This is a genomic window from Sphingomonas jejuensis (genome assembly GCF_011927695.1).
Lineage (GTDB): Bacteria > Pseudomonadota > Alphaproteobacteria > Sphingomonadales > Sphingomonadaceae > Sphingomonas_K > Sphingomonas_K jejuensis.
This window is the reverse complement of the sequence record NZ_JAATJE010000001.1, coordinates 1,045,052-1,064,904: the sequence shown is the minus strand read 5'-3', so window position 1 is coordinate 1,064,904 and position 19,853 is coordinate 1,045,052. Positions and strand designations below refer to the sequence as shown.

25 protein-coding genes are annotated in these 19,853 nt (G+C 71.1%); 10 read left to right on the top strand and 15 right to left on the bottom strand.

Features of this window, described 5'->3' with window-relative positions:
* The first annotated feature begins 216 nt into the window (after positions 1-216).
* Entirely contained in the window at positions 217-1,020 is an 804-nt protein-coding gene (locus tag GGR88_RS15240; protein ID WP_342449724.1) for a PEPxxWA-CTERM sorting domain-containing protein, read from the top strand.
* A 14-nt stretch (positions 1,021-1,034) separates the two neighbouring features.
* Here the strand turns inward: GGR88_RS15240 and GGR88_RS05360 are convergent, their stop codons facing one another.
* From GGR88_RS05360 to GGR88_RS05350, 3 genes are all read right to left on the bottom strand, one after another.
* Entirely contained in the window at positions 1,035-1,577 is a 543-nt protein-coding gene (locus GGR88_RS05360) for an RsmD family RNA methyltransferase (RefSeq protein ID WP_167953557.1), read from the bottom strand.
* 64 nt (positions 1,578-1,641) lie between these two features.
* Complete coding sequence (locus GGR88_RS05355; RefSeq protein ID WP_167953556.1) at positions 1,642-2,160, bottom strand: PilZ domain-containing protein; 519 nt, start codon at positions 2,158-2,160, stop codon at positions 1,642-1,644.
* A gap of 134 nt (positions 2,161-2,294) precedes the next feature.
* A complete protein-coding gene (locus GGR88_RS05350; protein WP_342449723.1) occupies positions 2,295-3,128 on the bottom strand; it encodes a pseudouridine synthase in 834 nt (277 codons plus the stop codon).
* A 117-nt stretch (positions 3,129-3,245) separates the two neighbouring features.
* On the opposite strand from GGR88_RS05350, the gene GGR88_RS05345 reads away from it, so the two are divergent.
* A complete protein-coding gene (locus GGR88_RS05345) occupies positions 3,246-3,680 on the top strand; it encodes a response regulator (RefSeq protein ID WP_167953554.1) in 435 nt (144 codons plus the stop codon).
* A gap of 42 nt (positions 3,681-3,722) precedes the next feature.
* Positions 3,723-5,102 (top strand): AmpG family muropeptide MFS transporter, encoded by a 1,380-nt coding sequence (locus GGR88_RS05340; protein WP_167953553.1) that lies wholly within the window; start codon positions 3,723-3,725, stop codon positions 5,100-5,102.
* Here the strand turns inward: GGR88_RS05340 and GGR88_RS05335 are convergent.
* The 9 genes from GGR88_RS05335 to GGR88_RS05295 all read right to left on the bottom strand — a co-directional run bounded on the left by GGR88_RS05335 (position 5,089) and on the right by GGR88_RS05295 (position 12,218).
* Complete coding sequence (locus tag GGR88_RS05335; RefSeq protein WP_167953552.1) at positions 5,089-5,529, bottom strand: DUF6628 family protein; 441 nt, start codon at positions 5,527-5,529, stop codon at positions 5,089-5,091. The two genes, GGR88_RS05340 and GGR88_RS05335, sit on opposite strands and share 14 nt — an antisense overlap.
* 71 nt (positions 5,530-5,600) lie before the next feature.
* Complete coding sequence (locus GGR88_RS05330; protein WP_167953551.1) at positions 5,601-6,890, bottom strand: bifunctional folylpolyglutamate synthase/dihydrofolate synthase; 1,290 nt, start codon at positions 6,888-6,890, stop codon at positions 5,601-5,603.
* A gap of 12 nt (positions 6,891-6,902) precedes the next feature.
* Entirely contained in the window at positions 6,903-7,754 is an 852-nt protein-coding gene (accD, locus tag GGR88_RS05325; RefSeq protein WP_167953550.1) for an acetyl-CoA carboxylase, carboxyltransferase subunit beta, read from the bottom strand.
* Positions 7,751-8,581, bottom strand: coding sequence for a tryptophan synthase subunit alpha (gene trpA / locus GGR88_RS05320; RefSeq protein ID WP_167953549.1), 831 nt, complete (start codon positions 8,579-8,581; stop codon positions 7,751-7,753). Before trpA ends, accD begins: the two co-directional genes overlap by 4 nt.
* Entirely contained in the window at positions 8,578-9,807 is a 1,230-nt protein-coding gene (trpB, locus tag GGR88_RS05315) for a tryptophan synthase subunit beta (protein ID WP_167953548.1), read from the bottom strand. The genes trpA and trpB overlap by 4 nt, the downstream gene beginning before the upstream one ends.
* Positions 9,804-10,436 (bottom strand): phosphoribosylanthranilate isomerase, encoded by a 633-nt coding sequence (locus tag GGR88_RS05310; RefSeq protein ID WP_167953547.1) that lies wholly within the window; start codon positions 10,434-10,436, stop codon positions 9,804-9,806. The genes trpB and GGR88_RS05310 overlap by 4 nt, the downstream gene beginning before the upstream one ends.
* Before the next feature lie 52 nt (positions 10,437-10,488).
* On the bottom strand, positions 10,489-11,163 hold the full coding sequence (gene pyrF, locus GGR88_RS05305; protein ID WP_167953546.1) for an orotidine-5'-phosphate decarboxylase: 675 nt from the start codon (positions 11,161-11,163) through the stop codon (positions 10,489-10,491).
* A complete protein-coding gene (locus GGR88_RS05300; protein ID WP_167953545.1) occupies positions 11,160-11,471 on the bottom strand; it encodes a lipopolysaccharide assembly protein LapA domain-containing protein in 312 nt (103 codons plus the stop codon). Before GGR88_RS05300 ends, pyrF begins: the two co-directional genes overlap by 4 nt.
* A 57-nt stretch (positions 11,472-11,528) precedes the next feature.
* Positions 11,529-12,218, bottom strand: a complete 690-nt coding sequence (locus tag GGR88_RS05295) for an endonuclease/exonuclease/phosphatase family protein (protein WP_167953544.1) — start codon at positions 12,216-12,218, stop codon at positions 11,529-11,531.
* A 250-nt stretch (positions 12,219-12,468) separates the two neighbouring features.
* On the opposite strand from GGR88_RS05295, the gene radA reads away from it, so the two are divergent.
* The 5 genes from radA to GGR88_RS05270 all read left to right on the top strand — a co-directional run bounded on the left by radA (position 12,469) and on the right by GGR88_RS05270 (position 16,115).
* Positions 12,469-13,836 (top strand): DNA repair protein RadA, encoded by a 1,368-nt coding sequence (gene radA / locus GGR88_RS05290; protein ID WP_167953543.1) that lies wholly within the window; start codon positions 12,469-12,471, stop codon positions 13,834-13,836.
* Positions 13,837-13,898: 62 nt separating this feature from the next.
* Positions 13,899-14,426, top strand: a complete 528-nt coding sequence (locus GGR88_RS05285) for a CvpA family protein (RefSeq protein WP_167953542.1) — start codon at positions 13,899-13,901, stop codon at positions 14,424-14,426.
* A gap of 55 nt (positions 14,427-14,481) precedes the next feature.
* Positions 14,482-15,279 (top strand): formate/nitrite transporter family protein, encoded by a 798-nt coding sequence (locus tag GGR88_RS05280; protein WP_167953541.1) that lies wholly within the window; start codon positions 14,482-14,484, stop codon positions 15,277-15,279.
* 39 nt (positions 15,280-15,318) lie between these two features.
* Complete coding sequence (locus GGR88_RS05275) at positions 15,319-15,756, top strand: iron-sulfur cluster assembly scaffold protein (protein WP_167953540.1); 438 nt, start codon at positions 15,319-15,321, stop codon at positions 15,754-15,756.
* Positions 15,753-16,115 (top strand): DUF423 domain-containing protein, encoded by a 363-nt coding sequence (locus GGR88_RS05270; RefSeq protein ID WP_167953539.1) that lies wholly within the window; start codon positions 15,753-15,755, stop codon positions 16,113-16,115. Before GGR88_RS05275 ends, GGR88_RS05270 begins: the two co-directional genes overlap by 4 nt.
* Here GGR88_RS05270 and GGR88_RS05265 read toward each other — a convergent pair.
* From GGR88_RS05265 to GGR88_RS05255, 3 genes are read right to left on the bottom strand one after another with little or no spacing between them, the layout of a single operon-like run.
* Positions 16,095-16,244 (bottom strand): DUF2256 domain-containing protein, encoded by a 150-nt coding sequence (locus tag GGR88_RS05265; protein WP_167953538.1) that lies wholly within the window; start codon positions 16,242-16,244, stop codon positions 16,095-16,097. The genes GGR88_RS05270 and GGR88_RS05265 overlap by 21 nt on opposite strands.
* Positions 16,244-17,338 carry a 3-dehydroquinate synthase gene (gene aroB / locus GGR88_RS05260; protein ID WP_167953537.1) on the bottom strand — a complete coding sequence of 365 codons (1,095 nt, stop codon included), beginning with the start codon at positions 17,336-17,338 and terminating at the stop codon, positions 16,244-16,246. The genes GGR88_RS05265 and aroB overlap by 1 nt, the downstream gene beginning before the upstream one ends.
* Positions 17,335-17,871 carry a shikimate kinase gene (locus GGR88_RS05255; protein WP_167953536.1) on the bottom strand — a complete coding sequence of 179 codons (537 nt, stop codon included), beginning with the start codon at positions 17,869-17,871 and terminating at the stop codon, positions 17,335-17,337. Before GGR88_RS05255 ends, aroB begins: the two co-directional genes overlap by 4 nt.
* Positions 17,872-17,940: 69 nt before the next feature.
* Here GGR88_RS05255 and GGR88_RS15480 point away from each other — a divergent pair, with 69 nt between their 5' ends.
* Together GGR88_RS15480 and GGR88_RS05250 are read left to right on the top strand one after the other, a co-directional pair.
* Positions 17,941-18,075 carry a hypothetical protein gene (locus tag GGR88_RS15480; protein WP_280742244.1) on the top strand — a complete coding sequence of 45 codons (135 nt, stop codon included), beginning with the start codon at positions 17,941-17,943 and terminating at the stop codon, positions 18,073-18,075.
* The gene (locus GGR88_RS05250; RefSeq protein WP_167953535.1) at positions 18,056-19,843 is read left to right on the top strand and encodes a hypothetical protein; all 1,788 of its coding nucleotides are present in this window, start codon (positions 18,056-18,058) and stop codon (positions 19,841-19,843) included. Before GGR88_RS15480 ends, GGR88_RS05250 begins: the two co-directional genes overlap by 20 nt.
* Positions 19,844-19,853: the final 10 nt, after the last annotated feature.

Sequence of the window (19,853 nt, the reverse complement as noted above, 5' to 3'; positions counted from 1 at the left end):
GGCCGGGCATGTCAGACGCGTGACGCCATGCCGCCATGCGGAAATTACGTTGTCGTGTACCCTGACAGCGCGCGGCGCGCGTCCGGTCCGCATCCTCGCCGCACCCTCGAAAGCACGCGGTTGGCACGGCTTCTGCAATGGCATGATCGGTCAACAAGGGAGGCTAACATGCTGAAGTCCGGTCTTATCTCTTTCGCAACTTGCGCAATTCTGGCGGTGGCGCCGGCCACCGCGCAGACGACGCCGGTGTCGTCCAAGGGGACGGCTGCCACAGCGTCCCTGTCCGCCACGCCCATCATCGGCACCGGCGCCAGCCTGGTCGTCGCGCCGGTCGCCGTGTCGCAGGGCCATGGGCCCGCAAGCTACAACCAGACGAACAGCGCGCTTGGCGCGAGCGGCGGGCTGACGCTGTCCCTGCTGGGCCTGACTAACACCGGGCTGCAGTTCAACACGGGCGTGGCGAGCACCTCCGCATCGGGGATCGGCACCACGGCCACGGCGTCCGCCACGCTCGCAAGCGCCAACCTGGGCATCAACGCGACCACGCAGAACCTGTTCGGCCCGGCCACCGTCGTGTCGCTGCTCGGCCTGCGCACGGGCGAGATCCGGTCAACGGCGAGCGTCGACGCGGCCGGGCTCTTTCAAGGCAGCAGCAGCATTGCCGGCCTGGGGCTGACGACGACGCTGGGGACCGTGAACGCAGGCCTGCTCGGCAACGTCACGCCCGCCGTCAACGCGGTGCTGCTCGACGTGCTCGGCCTGAAGATCACGCTCAATGAGCAGATCACCGATGGCGACATGTTCACGACCAATGCCCTGTCGCTGCGCTTCACCAACTTCGTGTCGGGCACCAACCTGGTGAACGGCGCCGTGATCCTGGGGCAGAGCCAGGTGGTGCGCGCAACCCCGGTGGCGCCGCCGGCGGTGCCGGAGCCGGCCACCTGGGCGATGATGATCGCCGGATTCGGCATGGTCGGCGCGGCGATGCGCAGCCGGCGGCGGATCATGGTCCTGGCGTAACGTGGAGCGGCGGGTCAGCCGGCGCGAAGCAGCGTCAGCCGGCCCGCACCATGTTCGCGTTCCGCATCGATGATGAAGCCGGGCGCGGAGACAGGTTCTCCGCGCCCGGTTTCGATCGCGATCCAGGCGGACGGCGCGATCCAGTTCAGCGTCTGAAGGCGAACGAGCGCGGCCTGGCCGGCCCCCGTGGCATAGGGCGGATCCATGAGGAGGAGGTCGACCGGCGTCGGGATCGACCCGAGACTTTCGACGGGCACCGGGCGAATGTCGGCCGCGGCCGCGGCACCCAGCCGGTCGACATTCTGACGGAGGGCGGCCACCGCATCCCGGCCATTGTCGACGAAGATCGCGCGCGCCGCGCCCCGCGACACGGCTTCAAGCCCCAGCGCGCCCGACCCGGCGAAGAGATCCGCCACCAGCAGCCCGTCGAACGTGCCGACGCGGCTCGCCAGCATGGAAAACAGTGCGCCGCGCAGGCGATCGGCGGTGGGTCTGGTCTGGAGGCCCGGCGGCGCCACAAGCGGGCGTCCACGCCAACGCCCGGCGATGATGCGCATGGTGGGTCGATCCTGGTTGGAGCCGCGTTCTCGCGAGCGCGGACCCCCTTGTCCAGTGCCTGGGTCAGCCGGCCTGCAGGGCGTTCTCGATGGCATCGGCCGGCGCGGCCAGCATGCCGTAGACCGAAAAGGCCACGAACAGTCCCGCGCCGACCGCAACCAGCGACAGCACGAAGAACTGCAGCCCGGTCGCCAGCCTGCGGCTTTGTTCGATCTGCCGGGCGAGCCGCCCTTCGGCGGCCAGACGCTCGGTCGCGGACGCGGAGCGGCGTCCCGCCGTGCGCGCGCACCCGGGCGCGTCGGGCGCGGTCAGAGCCGCGATGTCCAGCCGGTCCTGCGTCCGAACGCCGAACACCCGACCCTTTCGCCAGACGACGCGCCCGATGATGACATGCCGGCCGCGCCGGATGTCGACATAGGTGCCCGCGGCGGGGGCGTCGTCCGCGCCAACCAGGACGCCGCGTGACGAGATGTTGTGGATGCACGCCGGGATCGACGTGGCGCCGTCGCGCATGTGGCACGGCAGCAGCACCGGCTGGCGCTGTTCACGCGGGGAGATCCGCATCTGAAGGGCTGTGGTCACGTTGACGCCACCTTGCTGCGCCGACGGCCGAGCCCGGGCGTGCAACCGGTCATGCGAGGCGTCCCGCCAACAAGTGGTTAAACTTGAACGCGTTCCGGACCGGCGCCGTGCGATTTCGTCCGGATCGGAGCGGATCAGTGCTTCTTCGGGGGAGGCGGGGTGCCGGCCGGGCGCGGCCGCGGATCGGGCGCAGGCTTCAGCGTCTTGCGGAACGCGACCAGATCATGCTGCCGGACCTCGTCGACGTCACCGGGCTCAAGCCCCTCGACGCCGAACGGGCCGTAGGCCGTGCGGATCAGGCGCGACACCTTGAGGCCGAGATGTTCGAGCACGCGGCGGACCTCGCGGTTCTTGCCCTCCGTCAGACGCACCTCGATCCATACGTTCGCGCCGGTCCGCCGTTCGATGTTCGCGTCGATCGAGCCGTAGCGGACACCGTCGATCTCAACCCCCTCGATCAGATCCTCGAGCTGGGCCTGCGTAACGGTGCCGTAGGCGCGCGCCCGGTAGGCGCGGGGCACGCCGGTGGACGGCAGTTCCAGCTGTCGCTTCAGCGCGCCGTCCGTGGTGAGAAGCAGCAGCCCTTCCGTGTTGAGGTCGAGCCGTCCCACCGGCACCACCCGCGGCAGGCCCTTTGGCAGGCGATCGTAGATGGTCGGCCGACCCTTCGGGTCGCGTTCCGCGGTCAGCAGCCCCGCTGGCTTGTGATAGCGGAACAGGCGCGCCGGCGCGGGCGCCTTCACCGATTGCCCGTCCACGGTGACGCCGTCAAGCGAGCGGAGCACGGTGTTGGGCGTCGTGACGGGCGTGCCATCGATGGCGATGCGGCCGGCCTCGATCAGGCGTTCGACCTCCCGCCGGGACGCGACGCCGGCGCGGGCCAGCAGCTTTGCGATGCGATCGCCCGCGCGCGCGTCCTCCCCCGCCGGCTTTGCAGGACGGGGTGCGGGAGTGGGACGTTGCGGCACGGCGAGGCTTTCCCGATCGTTCCGGAAGCGATGCAGCGTTGATCGACCGGATGCGTTATGAAGCACCTGCGCGGCGCTGTTCGTCCGCGTGCATGGCGTAACAGGGACGGTGCGGCAATGATCTTCGGACGGCGAAAGCGGAGCATCGAGCGCATCCTGGTGGTGGAGGACGAGCCGCTGGTGGCGTTCGACAACGAACATTACCTGTCGGATGCCGGATATGAGGTGGTGGAAACGACCGACCGGGCGGCCGTGGCGCTGGAGACGATCGCGCGCGGCGACGCCATCCACCTTGTGCTTGCGGATATCGAGCTGCGTGACGGCAGCGGCCTGGATGTCGCCGCGGCGGCGCATGCGGCCGGGATCGCGGTGATGTTCGTGACCGGGCATTGCCCGGCCGATGCCGAACGGCACGCGATCGGCTATCTCGGCAAACCCTATCAGCCGCGAACGCTGATCGCCGCGATCCAGGCGATCGACGACGTCGTGTCCGGGCGGACCCCGAAGAAGGTGCCGGACGGGTTCCGGCTGTTCACGCAGGCCGCATCGTAAGGCGGGGCTGGCGGGGCGGCGACGCCGCGCTATGGTCCCGAAATGACCGATCATGCCGTGGCCGCCCGGCCGTCCTTCGCGCAGGCCCTCCAGCTCTATCTTCGGCCCCGTCCACTTGCCGCCTTTGCGCTCGGCATCTCCAGCGGATTCCCGCTGACGCTGTTGCTGGCCACCATGACCTTCTGGCTGTCGCGCGTCGGGATCGACAAGACGACCATCGGCTTCACCATCGGCCTGACGACACCCTACACGTTGAAGTTCCTGTGGGCGCCGCTGGTGGACCGCGTGCCCATTCCCGTCCTGACTCGACTGGTCGGGCAGCGTCGCGCGTGGCTGTTCGTCGTGCAGGCGCTCCTGGTGGGCGCGCTGTGGCAGCTGGGCGCCAGCGCCCCCGAACAGGGGCTTGCCGCGTTTGCGCTGTGGGCGATCGTGGTCGCGTTCCTGTCGGCGACGCAGGACATCGTGATCGACGCCTATCGCATCGAGCTGCTGAGCGATGCCGAGCTTCCGCACGGCACGGCGATGAACCAGTTCGGCTACCGGACGGGCAACCTGCTGGCGGGGGCCGGCACGATCTGGCTGGCCTCGGCGGAGGGCGCCAGCGTCGGGTGGGCGGTGGCTTACGGCCTGACAAGCTTTCTGGTGCTGCCCGCGGCGGTGGCCGCGCTGCTGGCTGGGCCGGGGCGGTTCGTCGCGCGGGAGGTTTCCTCGGCGGGCCGCTGGCTGCAGGACACGGTGGTCAGTCCGTTCGCCGAGTTCTTCCGGCGGCGGGGCGCGGTGCTGATCCTCCTGTTCGTGCTGATCTACAAGCTGGGCGACGCGATGGGGCAGCTGATGCTGAACCCGATGATCGTCGAGCTTGGCTTCAGCGACATCGAATATATCAACGCCAACAAGTTCGTCGGTTTCTGGGCGCTGATCGCGGGAACAGCGCTGGGCGCGCCGTTCCTTGCATGGCTGGGGATGGGGCGTGCGCTGCTGGTGTCCGGCGTGCTGATGATGGCCAGCAACCTTGGCTTCGCACTGCTGGCGCTCAGCGGGCATTCGCCGCTTGGTCTCGGCCTTGCCGTGGGGGTCGAGAACCTGACGAGCGGCATCGGCCTGACCGTGTTCGTGACCTACCTGTCGGGGCTGTCGAACCTCGCCTACACGGCGACGCAGTTCGCGCTGCTGTCGTCCTTTGCGGCGGTCGGCCGGACCTGGATCTCGACCCCGTCGGGCTATGCGGCCGAAGCGCTCGGCTGGCCGGGCTTCTACCTCCTGACGACGCTGGTGGCGGTGCCGGGTCTTGTCCTGCTGCTGGTGCTGTGGCGGCGCGGCTTCGTGGTGGAGACGGCGCGCCAGGTCGACGCGGTCGAGACCGAAGCCGCGCCCTTGGACGGCGAGGCGGCGGCCGCCGCCACCGCGATCAGGCCGCGTTGAACGCCAGCGGTCGGCCAAGGTCTGAGAAAGCCTGGCCGAGCGCCTGCGCGCTGCCGAACGCACCCACGCAGCTTCGCGTGCCGAGCACCAGCGCGAGCGAGTCGATCGCGCCCTGCGGGTGGGTGCCGGCCTCCGCGACAGCCGCGACGATCAGGCCTTCGGCCGCGGTCATGCGCGGGCAGCAGGGCGGTGCGACCGTGATCGGCGCGGTCGCCGAGCGGGCCAGTTCGGCCATCAGCGCGCGGAGCAGCACCAGCGGCCGGCGATAGCTGCGCCCGAAGAAGCCGAGCATGGCGGCGGCGGCATGCGCGTCGTCGAGGCCGCCGACCGCCATCCGCCGCACCGCGAGCAAGAGCAGCCGGCCGGCGTCGTCGACGGGGGCGGTGCTGGGCAGCATCGCGGTTGGCATCCAAGTTGACACGCTCATCGCTCTCTCCATCGCAGATCCGACGAAGAGCAAAGCCGCTATTGATAGTCAATCGCAATTTGGAGCGAGGGTCAGACGGGCGGTGAGCCGTTCTCCGCGAGCGCCGCGCCGGCGAGGTGGAGCGAGCCCGCGACAAGCACCGTCCGGTCGGCGGGGGCGGCGCGAAGCGCCTCGGCGAGAGACGAATGTGCCTGCGCGTCCAGGCCGATGCCGCTCGCCAAGTCGCGGATCAGCGCGGGCGAGTGGTGGTCCGCGCGCGGGATCGGCACGGCGGCGACCGTTGGGCGAAGCGGAGCAAGCATCGCCAGGAAGCCGGCCAGGTCCTTTGTCTCCAGCATGCCGAGGATGATGTGGAGGCGCGATCCGCCGAACTGATCCGCCAGCGCCGCGGCCGCCGACGGATTGTGGCCGCCGTCGATCCAAAAGGGGCGGCCGAGCATGTCCACCAGCGGGCCGGACGCGACATGCTGCAGCCGCGCAGGCCACCGGGCTTGCGCCGGGGCGCGGCGGAGCGCTGTGTCCCAAACCGGAACCGCCGTCTGGTGCCGGAGCATGGCGATGGCGAGGCCGGCATTGTCGACCTGATGCTGCCCGGCGAGCGCGGGCGGATCGATGGCGAGCGTGCCGTGCCCGTCGCTGTAGCGGAGCGCGTCGCCGGTCCGCTCGATCGTCCAGTCCCGCCCCTGACAGAGCAGCACGGCGCCGCGATCCTGAGCGACCCGCTCCACCACCGCCGCCGCCTCAATCGGGTGAGCGAGCGTGACCAGGGGAACCCCGCGCTTGGCGATCCCCGCCTTTTCGCCCGCGATCGCCGCCAGCGTGTCGCCAAGGAAGGATTGATGGTCGAGACCGAGCGCCGCGATGCCCGTCGCGGCCGGGGTCGCCACGATGTTGGTCGCGTCCAGGCGCCCGCCGAGCCCGACCTCCAGAATGGTGGCGGTGGCGGGCGTCGCCGCAAAGGCGCGGATGGCGACGACGGTCGCGACCTCGAAGAAACTGGGCTGGAGATCGGCACCGACGTCGAGCACCGCTTCGAGCGCGTCGGCGAGGTCGTCGTCCTCGATCAGGCGGCCGGCGATGCGGATCCGCTCGTTGAAGCGGACGAGATGGGGCGAGGTGAAGACATGGGCGGTCCCGCCGCCGGCCTCGACCGCGGCGCGGAGCACGGCGCAGGTCGACCCCTTGCCGTTGGTGCCGGCGACATGAAGCACGGGGGGCAGGCGATCCTGCGGCCGCCCCAGCCTGTCGAGCAGCGCGTCGATCCGCTGCAGCCCCAGGCGGTCGCCGGCGGGCGACAGCCATTGCAGCCGGTCGAGCTGGCGCTGAACCCGCGGATCGCTGGAGACCGCACCATCAGCCATCGGGTGATCCGATCAGGCGGCCTCGGCCGGGGCCAGGAAGTCGGCGAGGCGGGCCAGCGTCGCCTTCAGGTCGCGGCGGTGCACGACCATGTCGAGCATGCCGTGATCGAGCAGATATTCGGCACGCTGGAAGCCGTCGGGCAGGCGTTCACGGATCGTGCTCTCGATGACCCGCTGCCCGGCAAAGCCGATCAGGGCGCCGGGCTCCGCGATCTGGATGTCGCCGAGCATCGCATAGCTGGCCGTCACGCCGCCGGTCGTCGGATCGGTCATGACGACGATGTAGGGCAGCCCGGCCTCCTTGAGGCGCTGGATCGCGACGGTGGTGCGGGGCATCTGCATGAGCGACAGGATGCCTTCCTGCATGCGCGCACCGCCGGCGGCGGTGAAGATGATGTAGGGGCGCTTCTCAGCAATGGCGGCGTCCGCGCCCGCGACGAAGGCGGCACCGACGGCGAGGCCCATGGAGCCGCCCATGAAGGCGAAGTCCTGGACGCCGACGATCGCCGGCTGGCCGCCGATCAGGCCGCGCGCGTTCTGCAGCGCGTCCTTTTCGCCCGTGGAGGCGCGGGCGGCCTTCAGGCGATCGGGATATTTCTTGCTGTCGCGAAACTTCAGCGGATCCTCCGCCACGCGCGGTGCGGGCAGGACCGTGAAGCGGCCATCGTCGAAGATCTGGCGGAAACGCTGCGCCGGGCCGATGCGGTCATGGTGATCGCACTTCGGGCAGACGAACAGGTTCTCCTCATGCTCCTTGGAGAAGATCATCTCGCCGCAATTCTTGCACTTGTGCCAGAGATTGTCGGGCGTTTCGCGCTTCTTGATGAAGGGAATGGCCTCGCGGACGCGGGTGAGCCAGCTCATGCGGAAGTCTCCTGCCGGGCCGTGTCGATGCCCGTGCGCAGCGATTGAACAAAGGCGCGGACCGGCGAGGGGCTGAGCGCGCCATGCTTGGCGACGATGTCGACGATGGCCGATCCCACCACCACCCCGTCCGCCACGCGGGCCACGCGGGCGGCATCGTCGGGCGTGCGGATGCCGAAGCCAACGGCGACCGGCAGGTCGGTGGCGGCGCGGATGCGCGTGGCGGCAGCGCCGATCGCCTCCGCCGTTGCCTGCTGCGTGCCGGTGATGCCAGCCACCGCCACGGCATAAACGAAGCCCGACGCCGTGCCGACCACCTGCGCCAGCCGCGCGTCCCCGGTGGTCGGCGCGACCAGGCGGACGAGGTGGAGCCCGGCGCCCCGCAGCGCAGGGGCAAGGTCCTGCTGCTCTTCCGGCGGAAGATCGACGCAGATGACACCGTCGGCCCCGGCGGCCGCGGCTTCGCGCGCGAACCAGTCGGCGCCGCGGGCGAGCATGGTGTTGGCATAGCCCATCAGCACCAGCGGCACGTCCGGATGGCGATCGCGAAAGCCACGGACGACATCGAGAATGTCGGCGGTGCGCGTGCCCGCATCCAGCGCGCGGATGTTCGCCGCCTGGATCGCGGCGCCGTCCGCCATCGGATCGGTGAAGGGCATGCCGAGTTCGATCACGTCCGCGCCGCCGTCGACCAGCGCGTCCAGGATCGAGGGCGTCGGACCGTCACCCGCCGTCACGAAGGTGACGAGCGCCGCGCGACCGTCTTGCGCCGCGCCGGCAAAGGCGGCGGCGATGCGGCCGTCGGCGTCCGGAGCCGCCGTGCTCATATCGCCACGCCGAGCGCGGAGGCGACGGTGAAGATATCCTTGTCGCCCCGGCCGCACAGGTTGGCGATGATGATCCGGTCGCGGTCCATCGTGCGGGCGCGCGCCACGACGGCGGCGATCGCGTGGGCGGGTTCGAGCGCGGGGATGATGCCCTCGCTGCGGCAGAGCAGCTGAAAGGCGTCGAGCGCCTCGGCATCGGTCACGGCGGTATATTCGACGCGGCCGATGTCCTTCAGCCAACCATGTTCCGGACCGATGCCGGGATAGTCGAGGCCGGCGGAGATCGAGTGCGCCTCCGTGATCTGCCCGTCCTCGTCCTGCAGCAGATAGGTGTTGTTGCCGTGGAGGATGCCGGGGCGACCGCCCGCGAGGCTGGCGGCATGGCGGCCGTCGAGTCCCTCGCCCGCGGCCTCCACGCCCAGCATCGCCACGTCCATGTCGTCGAGGAACGGGTGGAACAGGCCGATCGCGTTCGACCCGCCGCCGATTGCGGCGACGAGCAGGTCGGGCAGGCGGCCTTCACGCTCCAGGATCTGGGCGCGTGCTTCCTCACCGATCACCGACTGGAAGTCGCGCACCATCGCCGGATAGGGATGCGGGCCGGCGGCGGTGCCGATCAGGTAGAAGCTGTCCTCCGGATGCGCGACCCATTCGCGCAGCGCCTCGTTCATCGCGTCCTTGAGCGTCCGGGCGCCCGATTCGACGGCGACGACCTCTGCCCCCAGCAGCTTCATGCGGAAGACATTGGGGCTCTGCCGCTCAACATCGCGCGCGCCCATGTAGATGGTGCAGGGCAGGCCGAAGCGCGCGCAGACGGTCGCGGTGGCGACGCCGTGCTGACCCGCGCCCGTTTCCGCAATGATGCGCGTCTTGCCCATGCGGCGGGCGAGCAGGATCTGCCCGACGCAGTTGTTGATCTTGTGCGCGCCCGTGTGATTGAGCTCGTCGCGCTTGAAGTAGATCTTTGCGCCCTTGCCGGCCTCCGCACTGCCGCGCAGCCGCTCCGTCAGCCCCTCGGCATAGTAGAGGGGGCTGGGGCGGCCGACATAATGGGCGAGCAGGTCGTCGAGCGCGGCACGGAAGGCCGGATCGGCCTTTGCCGCCTCATATTCCCGCTCAAGCTCAAGGATCGGCGGCATCAGCGTTTCGGCGACGTAGCGGCCGCCGTAGATGCCGAAATGGCCGCGCGCGTCAGGCTGGCTGCGAAGGCTGTTGGCGATGGTCATGATCGGCCCGTCGCTTGGAGGAAGCGCCCGATCTTGTCCACATCCTTGACGCCGGGCGCGGTTTCGACGCCGGACGACACATCGACCAGCCGCGCGCCGGTGACGCCGATCGCATCCGCCACATTGTCCGGGTCGAGGCCGCCCGACAGCGCCCAGGGAAGCGGATGGCGCACGCCGTCCAGCAGGTGCCAGTCGAACCGCAGCCCGAGCCCGCCGGGAAGCGCGGCGCCTTCCGGCGGCTTTGCATCATAAAGGATGCGGTCGGCGGCGCCCCGGAACGCGCCCGCCCCATCGACATCGGCGCGCGTGCGGACGGGAACGGCGGCCCACACCTCTCGCCGGACGCGATCGCGGATGGCGGCGGCACGGGCAGGCGCGGTCTTGTGGAGCTGGACCGCGCGCAGGAACGGCGCGGTGCGCGCGAGGAGATCGTCGTCCGGATCGACGAAGACCCCCACGGCCGCGACGGCATCCGGCAGCGTGCGGGCGAGCGCGGCGGCCAGATCCGGCGCGATGTCGCGCGGCGAGGGGGCGAAGAAGACGAAGCCGACATGGCTCGCCCCGCCCCGAACGGCGGCATCCAGCGTGGCGGCGGTGGTCAGGCCGCAGATCTTTGCAGTGGCAGGCATGGGGGTGAGATATGGATTGACGGCGGCCGAGGGAAGCAGGGGCGTTCCCCGCCTAGAGCGTCGCGCCGATGTCTCGCGCTGCCTGATCGGGATCGGCCGCGCCGGTGATCGGGCGACCGACAACCAGGATCGACGCGCCGTCGTCCAGCGCCTTTCGCGGCGTCACCACCCGCTTCTGATCGCCGGTGGCGCCGCTCGGCAGGCGAACGCCGGGGACGACGAACAGCCCGTCGGGCCAGGCGGACTTCGCGGCGGCGACCTCCGCCCCCGAACAGACGATGCCGTCCAGCCCCGCCTCGCGGGCGAGCGCCGCCAGGCGGACGACCTGATCATGCGCGCTGCCGGCGATGCCGCCGGCGCGCAGGTCCTGCTCATCAAGGCTGGTGAGCATGGTCACGGCGACGACCTTGGTGCCGGAGGGGGCGGCGGCCTTGGCATCTTCCATCATCGCGCGGCCGCCCGCGGCGTGGATGGTCAGGATGGCGGGGTTAAGCGGCGCCAGCGCCTGCACGGCCTTCGCCACCGTGTTGGGAATGTCGTGAAGCTTCAGGTCGAGGAAGATCGGCAGGCCGACCTGCGCCATCTCCTGCACGCCGGCGCGGCCGTTCGCGCAGAAGAACTCGAGCCCCAGCTTTAGGCCGCCGACATGGTGGCGGACCCGTTCGGCCAGCGCGCGCGCCTTTGCGAGGTCGGGCGTGTCGAGCGCGACGAAGACCGGCCTGGTCATGCCACACCCGGCGGCACGGCGATGGGAACTGCGCCCGGCGGAACACCGGCGGCGGCGGGCTCGTCAGCCGCGACCACCGGGCGGGAGAGCGCGCCCACCCGCTGCCGGTAGCGCCAGCGCGTGGCGTAGAAGGCGATCAGCATGGGCACGAGCCCGATCAGAAAGGCGCCGATGACGAGGACCGGCAGCTGCGCGTCGAGCCTGAGGTCGTTCCACAGCACCACGGTGACGGGCGTCCAGTTGTTGTCGGCGAACAGCACCAGCAGCGCCACCACGATGATCCAGAACAGCAGGCGCAGAAAAAGCATGGCGTCACTCAAGCTGGCGATCGGCCGAGACTAGCCAGATCGGGCCGGGAAGGCGAGTCAGCGCCGGCCGAGCCGCGCCCAGATCGGGAAATGGTCGGAGGCATGGCGGGCGGCGATGCTCATGTGGACGCCGGCGTCCTCGATGCCGAGGTCGTCGGACACCATGATCCGGTCAAGCGCGGCGAGCGGCCGGCGCGTGTGGAAGCTCCGCCCGCAATCGGCAAAGCGGTAGTCGCGGCCGAAATCGCGCAGGCAGCCGCCCGCCGTCCATTCGTTGAGGTCGCCCATCATGACGGTCGGCATCGGCGGCCGGGCGGCGACATGCGCCAGGATCGCGTGCGCCTGCCGCCGGCGCCACAGCCCCGACAGGTCGAGGTGCATGCCGAGGATGCGCAACGGGCCGCCGGCCAGCTCGACCTCCGCCAGAACGGCGCCGCGCGGTTCCAGCGCGGGGATGTGGAGCACCTCCCGGTGGAGGATGGTCGTGCCCTTGCGCACGAGGATGGCGTTGCCGTGCCAGCCGATCGACAGCGCGCGGACGCCGAAGGGGACGGGGGTGAGCGCGCTCTGATCCTCGATCAGGTGCTGCGGCAGCGCGGCCGCGCGCGTGCCGAAGCGGCGGTCGGCCTCCTGCAGGGCGACGACATCCGGGTCGATCTCGCACAGCACCTCCAGGGTGCGCTCGGGCCGGCGGCGGCGATCGATCCCGATGGCCTTGCGCATGTTGTAGCTGACGACGACGGTCATGAAGGTTCCGTGGATGTTGCGGCAGAGCAAACGCCGCGCGGGCGGTTGCGTCTCAAAATGTTTCACCCGGAACCATGGCGGCAAGACGACGTTTGCCGCTTTTGAGAAGAGCGGACCCGAGACGTCCGCCGCGACGGGATCCTCCCCCACCCGGCGTGCCGGGATGCGGGGCGGGAAGGCGGGGTCTTGTCACCAGGCGACCCCGCCTTTTTTCTTGCGCCGAGCGGAACATTCCGTGAATACCGCGGCCATGGCCAAAGCTCAGAAGCACTATGTCTGCCAGGCATGCGGCGGCGTGACGTCCAAGTGGCAGGGCCAGTGCCCCGACTGCGGCGAATGGAACAGCCTGAGCGCGGAAGCGAGCACGGTGACCGCCTTTTCGGCGCGCCACGACCTGTCTTCGGGCGGCAGGCGCATCGAGCTCTTGTCGCTGGATGCAGAAGTGGTGCTGCCGCCGCGCATCGCAACGGGCATGGCCGAGCTCGACCGCGCGCTCGGCGGCGGGTTCGTCGCGGGGTCGGCGGTGCTGATCGGCGGGGATCCCGGCATCGGCAAGTCGACGCTGCTGCTGCAGGCGGCGGCGCGGCTGGCATCGTCCGGGCGGCCGGTTGCCTATGTGTCGGGCGAGGAAGCGGCCGACCAGGTGCGCCTGCGCGCGCGCCGGCTGGGGCTGGGGAGCGCGCCGCTGGTGCTCGCCGCGGCGACGTCGGTGCGGGACATCATCTCGACGCTCGCCACCACGGCGCCGCCCGCGCTGCTGGTGATCGATTCGATCCAGACCATGCATTCGGACCTGATCGAGGGCGCGCCGGGGACGGTCAGCCAGGTGCGCGCCTGCGCGCAGGAGCTGATCCGCTTCGCCAAGGAGCGCGGCACCGTGCTGGTGCTGGTCGGCCATGTCACCAAGGACGGGTCGATCGCGGGCCCGCGCGTCCTGGAACACATGGTGGATGCGGTGCTGTCGTTCGAGGGCGAGCGCAGCCACCAGTACCGGATCCTGCGCGCGATCAAGAACCGCTTCGGCGGCACGGACGAGATCGGCGTGTTCGCGATGGAGGACGGCGGGCTGAAGGAAGTCGCCAACCCGTCCGCCCTGTTCCTGACGCAGCGCGGCGAGCCGATGCCGGGCGCCGTGGTGTTCCCGGCGCTGGAAGGCACACGGCCGGTGCTGGTGGAGATCCAGGCGCTGACCGTGCGGCTGGCGAGCGGCGCGACGCCCAGGCGGGCCGTGGTGGGGTGGGACAGCGGCCGGCTGGCGATGGTGCTTGCCGTGCTGGAAGCGCGCTGCGGCCTCAGCTTTTCAACGGCGGAAGTCTATCTGGCGGTTGCCGGCGGATACCGGGTGCAGGACCCGGCCGCAGACATGGCGGTCGCCGCCGCGCTGGTGTCGGCGCTGGCCGAGCGGCCGGTGCCGGGCGACGCGGTGGCGTTCGGCGAGCTGGCGCTGTCCGGAGCGCTGCGGCCGGTGTCGCACCCGACGCTGCGACTGAAGGAAGCGGCCAAGCTGGGCTTCGGCCGGGCGCTGGTGCCGACGGGCGTGGAGGCGGAGGGCGCCGGTATCGACATCGCGCGCTACGGAACGCTGGGCGCGGTGGTGGAGCATCTGGTCGGCCGCTGAGGCGACGACCGGGCGCCCGGCCCGCGTTGACCGCATCTGTCCCGCTTTCTAGAGCTTGAACCATGGGGCTGACCGCACTCGACATCATCGTGATCCTGCTGGTGGGCGGCGGGGCCGTGTTCGGCGCGCTGCGCGGGTTCGTGACGGAAACGCTGTCGCTGATCGCGTGGGTGGCGGCGGTGGCGGCGGTTTCGCTGTTCCAGGATCCGCTCACCGCCCGGCTGGAGCCGAGCGTCGGCACCTATTACGGCGCGGCCGTGCTTGCCTTCGCCATCCTGTTCGGCGCGACCTATCTGGGCGGCAAGCTGGTCGCCAAGGCGATCGGCGCGCGCACGCGCAGTTCCGTCCTGGGCCCGGTCGACCGGGTGCTCGGCCTTGGGTTCGGCGCGCTGAAGGGGCTGATCATCTCCACCTTGCTGTTCCTGCTCGCCACCATGGTGGTCGACACGGTGCGCGGCGGGGCGGCGAACCGGCCCGAATGGATCCGCGACGCGCGGACCTTTCCGCTGCTGAACGCGACCGGCAAGGCCATGAGCGACTATATCGACGAACGGCGAAACCCCGACCGGGTCGACAGCCCGGCAAGCTGATCCGGGAACCGTCCGCACTCCCGCCGCTTTGCTTAGATGGCGAAAGGGAGCGGCGATGGACGGAATGCAGAAGCAGGACGCGGTTGGACCGGAGATCGCGGATGCCGCGCCGGACCTGCTCGCCAAGAAGGTGGCGGTGTCGTGGCCGCGCATCGCCATGCTGGGCATCGCCGCCGGCGCGTTCATCGCCTTCGGGTCGATCGCCTATCTGATCGTGCAGGGCGCGGGGGAGACGACGGGGGCGGTGCAGCTCCTTTCGGGCGCTGCCTTTTCCATCGGGCTGATGCTGGTGGTGGTGACGGCGGCGGAACTGTTCACCGGCGACACCATGCTGATGCTGCCGGCCGCGACGGGCAAGATGCGGGTGTCGGTGATGCTGGGCACCTGGGCGGTGGTGTGGCTGACCAACCTGATCGGCAGCCTCGCGATCGTTGGCCTGTTCCTGGCGGCGGGCGGGCTGAACGGGCTGGACGGCGGCATCGGCGAAGCGGCGGCGGCGACGGCGGCAACCAAGCTGGGCAAGGGCGCGGCGGCCACGCTGGCGTCCGGCATCCTCGCCAACATGCTGGTGTGCCTGGCCGTCTGGATGGCGATGGGCGCAAAGCAGGTCGCCGCCAAGCTGATCGCGGTGGTGCCGCCGGTGACGCTGTTCGTGGCCGCGGGCTTCGAACATTCGATCGCCAACATGTCGCTCCTCCCGCTCGGCCTGGCGGCGGCCGGATGGCCGGGCGGCGTGGGTGTCGCGGTGGCGAGCAACCTGGCGCTGAGCACCGCGGGCAACATCCTGGGCGGCGCGGCTGTCGCCTTTGCGCTCGGCAGCGGGCACGGCGTCGTTCCTGCCGACGATGACTGAGCATCTTTCACCGGCGGGCGCAGGTCCTACATCAGGTTCATGAGCACCACCCTCTACAATGCCGAGATCCTGCGCCTGGCGGCCAGCGTGCCGCATGCCGGACGGCTGGGCGACCCGAGCGGCGTGAGCGAGAAGCGGTCGCCCGTCTGCGGCAGCCGCGTGGCCGTGGACGTGACCCTGGACCCGGCAGGGCGTGTCGACAGGCTGGCGCAGGAGGTGCGCGCCTGCGCGCTGGGGCAAGCATCGGCAAGCCTGATGGGCGCCCAGGCGATCGGGCGGACGGCGGCCGAGCTGGAGGCGGCGCGCGACGCGCTGACGGCCTGGCTGGCCGGTGAGCGCGACGACCCCGGCGATTGGCCGGGCCTGACGATCTTCACGCCCGCCTTGCCGCACAAGGCGCGCCACGCCTCCATCCGGCTCGCCTTCGAGGCGGTGGCCGATGCCGCGCGCCAGGCGGAAGCGCGGCAACCGGCATGAGGCGCGGGCGCGCCGGCGGACGCTTCACTGCGCTGGCCGCGCTGTCGGCGGCGGTGGCGATCGGCTGCGGCGCCTTTGCCGCGCATGGCGCAAGCGGCCGCGCGGCGACGTGGCTGGAGACGGGATCCTTCTACCTCCTGGTGCATGCCGTGGCGGCGATGGCGATCATGTCGAGCGGCACCGGACGGCTGGCACGGGGGCCGTCCGCCCTGCTGCTGGGCGGCGCCATCCTGTTTTCGGGGACGCTGTTCCTGATGGCGTTCGGCTTTCCGCGCATGCTGGGCGCGATCACGCCCATCGGCGGCGCGGCGATGATCGCCGGCTGGCTGTGGCTGGCGTTACGCGCGCTTCGCCGCTGATCGGCACTTGTCCGAGCAGTAGAGGACCTGATCCCAGTCGCGGGCCCATTTCTTGCGCCAGCTGAACGGGCGATCGCAGACCGGGCAGACCTTGGTCGGCAGGTCACGCTTGGCAACGCCGTTGGGCATCAGTTCGGCTGCCGGTCGAGGAAGGCGGCGACATCGTCGAGCGCGACGCTGCGGTCCACGAACGCCTGGCCGATCCCCCGCACGAGGATGAAGGGGAGGGTTCCCGCCGACTTCTTCTTGTCGTGCGCCATATGGGCCACCAGCCGCGCGCCATCGGACGCAAGCCCCGCGCGGCCGGTCGGAAGGCCGACGGCCGACAGGTGCGTCGCGACCCGGTCGGCATCGGCCACGGAGCACAGCTCGCGCTCGGCCGAGAAGCGGAAGGCCAGCGCCATGCCGGCCGCAACCGCTTCGCCGTGGAGCAGGCGATCGGAAAAGCCGGCCTCCGCCTCCAGCGCATGGCCGAAGGTGTGGCCGAGATTGAGGAGCGCGCGCAGGTCGGCGGTCTCCCGCTCGTCCGCAGCGACGATCCGCGCCTTTGCCGCGACGCTGCGTTCCACCGCATGCGCCATCAGCGCGGTGTCGCCGTCCAGAAGCGCGAGGCCGTTCGCCTCGCACCAGGCGAAGAAGGCGGGATCGTCGATCAGGCCATATTTGACGACCTCGGCATAGCCGGCGGCGAGATCGCGCCGCGGCAGGGTGGCGAGGACGAGAGGGTCGGCGAGCACGAAGGCGGGCTGGTGGAAGGCGCCGACCAGGTTCTTGCCGGCGGGCGTGTTGATCGCCGTCTTGCCGCCGACGGAGCTGTCGACCTGGGCGAGCAGCGTGGTCGGCACCTGGATGAACCCGCAACCGCGCTTCAGGATGGCGGCGGCAAAGCCGACGAGATCGCCGATGACGCCGCCGCCGAAGGCGACGATGTGGTCGGCGCGTTCGACCTCGAGCGCCAGCAGCCGGTCGCAGAGATCGGCGAGCATCGCCCAGCTCTTGGTCGCTTCGCCGGGCGGGAGCAGCACCGGGCGGACGTCGATGCCGGCACGGGCGAGTGCCGCGATGAAGCTGTCGCCGTGCAGCGCCCAGACACGTTCGTCCGCAACGGTGACGAGACGGCCGCCGCGCGCGAAGCCCGCCAGATGCCGGTCGGCGGCGCCGAGCGCGCCTGCCTCCACCAGCACGTCGTAGCGACGCGCCCCGAGTTCGACGGGGACGATCACCGGAGCGCGGCCAGGATCGCGTCGACGGTGGCCTCGTGCGGGGCGGGCTGGCTGCGGATGTGGATATGCGCCTCTGCGTAGATGGGGTTGCGGGTGGCGGCGAGCTCCCCCAGGACCTCGTTCGGATCGCGGCCGACGAGCAGCGGGCGGGTTGCCCGGCGGCCGACGCGTTCCGCCAGCACCGACACGTCCGCATCCAGCCACACCGCCGTCGACAGCGCGAGGATGCGGGCGCGCGTGGCGTCGTTGATGAAGGCGCCGCCGCCCGTCGCCAGCACCTTGGGCGATCCGTCGAGCAGCCGCGTGATCACCCGCCGCTCGCCATCGCGGAAATGGGGTTCGCCGAACCGCTCGAAGATCTCGGCGATCGACAGGCCGGCGGCACGCTCGATCTCGTGATCGGCATCGACGAAGGGCAGGCGCAGGCGCTGCGCGAGGCGGCGGCCGATGGTGGACTTGCCCACCCCCATCAAGCCGACGAGCACGATGGGCCGGCGGCGCCAATCGGGCAGGGACTTGAGCTGGGATGCCATGGGAGGGCTATACAGGAACCTTCCCCCTCGGGCAAAAGGCCGCCTTTCCGAGTGTAGCCGAGGACGCGAATGCGACCGCTCATCATCCTGATCGTCATCGTGGCCCTTCTGGCGGCCGGCCTTTATGCGCTTGCCGGCATCGACACAGAGGTGCCGCAGACGCGGGTGGAGAAGGCGGTGCCGAATGACCGGCTGGCGCGCTAAGCGCCGCACGGCCGCCGCGCTGCTGCTGGCGGCGGTGGCGATCGGCCCGGCGCTGGGGCAGAGCGCGCCGGAATCGCTGCTTCCCCCCGGGTTCGGCGATCCTGCGCCGGAGCCGGAGGCGCCGGCCGACCGCCCGACCGACCTGTTGCCGCCGTCTGCGACGGGCACCGACAGCCCGGCGGCCGATCCGCTCGCCCCGGCCGCGGACGATCCCGCCGCCGACGGCGCGGAGGACGCGGACGAGGCGGAAGCGGAGGAGGAGCCCGCGCCCGATCCGCTCGACCTGCCTGACACGTCGCGGCGTGACCCGCGCTTTGCCGGGGTGATCGACAGCGACGGCGGCGGCGTGGGCGAGGAAGCCTGGGGCCGTGCGGACGGACGCTATCTGTCCACGCTGATGCGCCGGCTGAATGCGCCGGTGGCGTCGCGTTGGGGCTCCATTCTGCTGCGGCGCGCACTTTTGACGCGGGCGGCGGCCCCGCGCGGCGTGGGCGGTGCGGACTGGGCGGCGGAGCGGGCCTGGCTGCTGATCCGGATGGGCGAGGCAACCAGCGCGCGCGCGCTGGTGCAGTCGGTCGACGTCGATCGCTACACGCCCAAATTGCACGATGTCGCCATGCAGGCGATGCTGGCGACCGCCGATCCGGTCGGCGTCTGCCCCCTGACCACGGTGTCGGCCAAGACCTACCTCGGGTGGGATCTGGCGCGGGCATGGTGCGCATCGCTGGCGGGGGACAACGGCACGGCCGGCGCCATCGTCGACGCCGCGCGCCGCCGGCATGGCCGCGGCATCGACATGCTGCTGGCCGAAAAGCTGGTGAACGCCGGCACGGGCGGGCGCCGCGCCACGACCATCCAGTGGGACGGGGTGAGCGCGCTCAGCAGCTGGCGGTACGGCCTTGCCACCGCGACCGGCGTGTCGATCCCGGCGGAGCTTCTGGCGGCGGCCAACCCGCGCGTGTCGGGCTGGGCGGCGACGGCGCCGATGCGGCCGCTGGCGGACCGGCAGGCCGCCGCCGAGGTCGCGGCGCGGATCGGCGTGCTGTCGAACCTTGCCTATGTCGACCTGCTGTCCGCGATCGCCGACGGGATGGATCCGGCGGAGGTTGACGGCACGGCGGCCGGCAATCTGCGCACGGCATACGCCGCCACCGAGGATGCAGCGAAACTCGCCGCGCTCCGCGCGATCTGGGACGGCGAGGGCGATGCGCTTGCCGGCCAGGTTCTGACGGCGCGGGCGGCGGCGCGGATCAGGCCCGACGCGGCGCTGTCGGCGGATGCGCCCAGGCTGATCGCGGCGATGCTGTCCGCCGGGCTCGACCTGCAGGCGGACCGCTGGTCGGCGGTCGCGAACCAGGCGGGAGGCGATGCCTGGGCGCTGCTGGCGGCGGGATCGCCGCAGCCGCGCGTCGATCTCTCCGCGGCGCGGACGGAGGCCTTTGTGTCGGAGGCGTCGGCCACCAAGGCGCGCTTCCTGGTCGCCGCGCTGGCCGGGCTCGGACGGCTCGACGCCGCCGCCGCGCGGCGCATCGACCAGGAGGCCGGCCTTGGCCTCACCCGCCAGAGCCGGTGGAGCGAGGCGATCGATGCCGCGGCCGCCGCGCAGCAGCCCGGCACGGTGGTGCTGCTTGCCGCCACCGGACTGCAGGCCGGCGACTGGCGCGGGGTGCCGACCTTTCACCTGTTCCACATCGTTCGCGCGCTGTCCGCCGTCGGCCTGGAAGCCGAGGCACGGATGATCGCGGCCGAGGCCATCGCGCGCACATGATGCCCTGCCG

Excerpts from the sequence above, each read along its gene's own strand:
- GGR88_RS05300 (WP_167953545.1), bottom strand. The coding sequence starts at position 11,471 with ATGCTTTTTCTGCGCCTGCTGTTCTGGATCATCGTGGTGGCGCTGCTG.
- trpA (WP_167953549.1), bottom strand. The coding sequence starts at position 8,581 with ATGAGCACGGCGGCTCCGGACGCCGACGGCCGCATCGCCGCCGCCTTT.
- radA (WP_167953543.1), top strand. The coding sequence starts at position 12,469 with ATGGCCAAAGCTCAGAAGCACTATGTCTGCCAGGCATGCGGCGGCGTG.
- GGR88_RS05360 (WP_167953557.1), bottom strand. The coding sequence starts at position 1,577 with ATGCGCATCATCGCCGGGCGTTGGCGTGGACGCCCGCTTGTGGCGCCG.
- GGR88_RS05280 (WP_167953541.1), top strand. The coding sequence starts at position 14,482 with ATGGACGGAATGCAGAAGCAGGACGCGGTTGGACCGGAGATCGCGGAT.
- pyrF (WP_167953546.1), bottom strand. The coding sequence starts at position 11,163 with ATGACCAGGCCGGTCTTCGTCGCGCTCGACACGCCCGACCTCGCAAAG.
- GGR88_RS05295 (WP_167953544.1), bottom strand. The coding sequence starts at position 12,218 with ATGACCGTCGTCGTCAGCTACAACATGCGCAAGGCCATCGGGATCGAT.
- GGR88_RS05335 (WP_167953552.1), bottom strand. The coding sequence starts at position 5,529 with ATGAGCGTGTCAACTTGGATGCCAACCGCGATGCTGCCCAGCACCGCC.
- GGR88_RS05345 (WP_167953554.1), top strand. The coding sequence starts at position 3,246 with ATGATCTTCGGACGGCGAAAGCGGAGCATCGAGCGCATCCTGGTGGTG.
- GGR88_RS05250 (WP_167953535.1), top strand. The coding sequence starts at position 18,056 with ATGACCGGCTGGCGCGCTAAGCGCCGCACGGCCGCCGCGCTGCTGCTG.
- GGR88_RS05255 (WP_167953536.1), bottom strand. The coding sequence starts at position 17,871 with ATGGCATCCCAGCTCAAGTCCCTGCCCGATTGGCGCCGCCGGCCCATC.
- GGR88_RS05310 (WP_167953547.1), bottom strand. The coding sequence starts at position 10,436 with ATGCCTGCCACTGCAAAGATCTGCGGCCTGACCACCGCCGCCACGCTG.
- GGR88_RS05275 (WP_167953540.1), top strand. The coding sequence starts at position 15,319 with ATGAGCACCACCCTCTACAATGCCGAGATCCTGCGCCTGGCGGCCAGC.
- GGR88_RS05270 (WP_167953539.1), top strand. The coding sequence starts at position 15,753 with ATGAGGCGCGGGCGCGCCGGCGGACGCTTCACTGCGCTGGCCGCGCTG.
- GGR88_RS05330 (WP_167953551.1), bottom strand. The coding sequence starts at position 6,890 with ATGGCTGATGGTGCGGTCTCCAGCGATCCGCGGGTTCAGCGCCAGCTC.
- GGR88_RS05285 (WP_167953542.1), top strand. The coding sequence starts at position 13,899 with ATGGGGCTGACCGCACTCGACATCATCGTGATCCTGCTGGTGGGCGGC.
- trpB (WP_167953548.1), bottom strand. The coding sequence starts at position 9,807 with ATGACCATCGCCAACAGCCTTCGCAGCCAGCCTGACGCGCGCGGCCAT.
- accD (WP_167953550.1), bottom strand. The coding sequence starts at position 7,754 with ATGAGCTGGCTCACCCGCGTCCGCGAGGCCATTCCCTTCATCAAGAAG.
- GGR88_RS05340 (WP_167953553.1), top strand. The coding sequence starts at position 3,723 with ATGACCGATCATGCCGTGGCCGCCCGGCCGTCCTTCGCGCAGGCCCTC.
- GGR88_RS15480 (WP_280742244.1), top strand. The coding sequence starts at position 17,941 with ATGCGACCGCTCATCATCCTGATCGTCATCGTGGCCCTTCTGGCGGCC.
- GGR88_RS05265 (WP_167953538.1), bottom strand. The coding sequence starts at position 16,244 with ATGCCCAACGGCGTTGCCAAGCGTGACCTGCCGACCAAGGTCTGCCCG.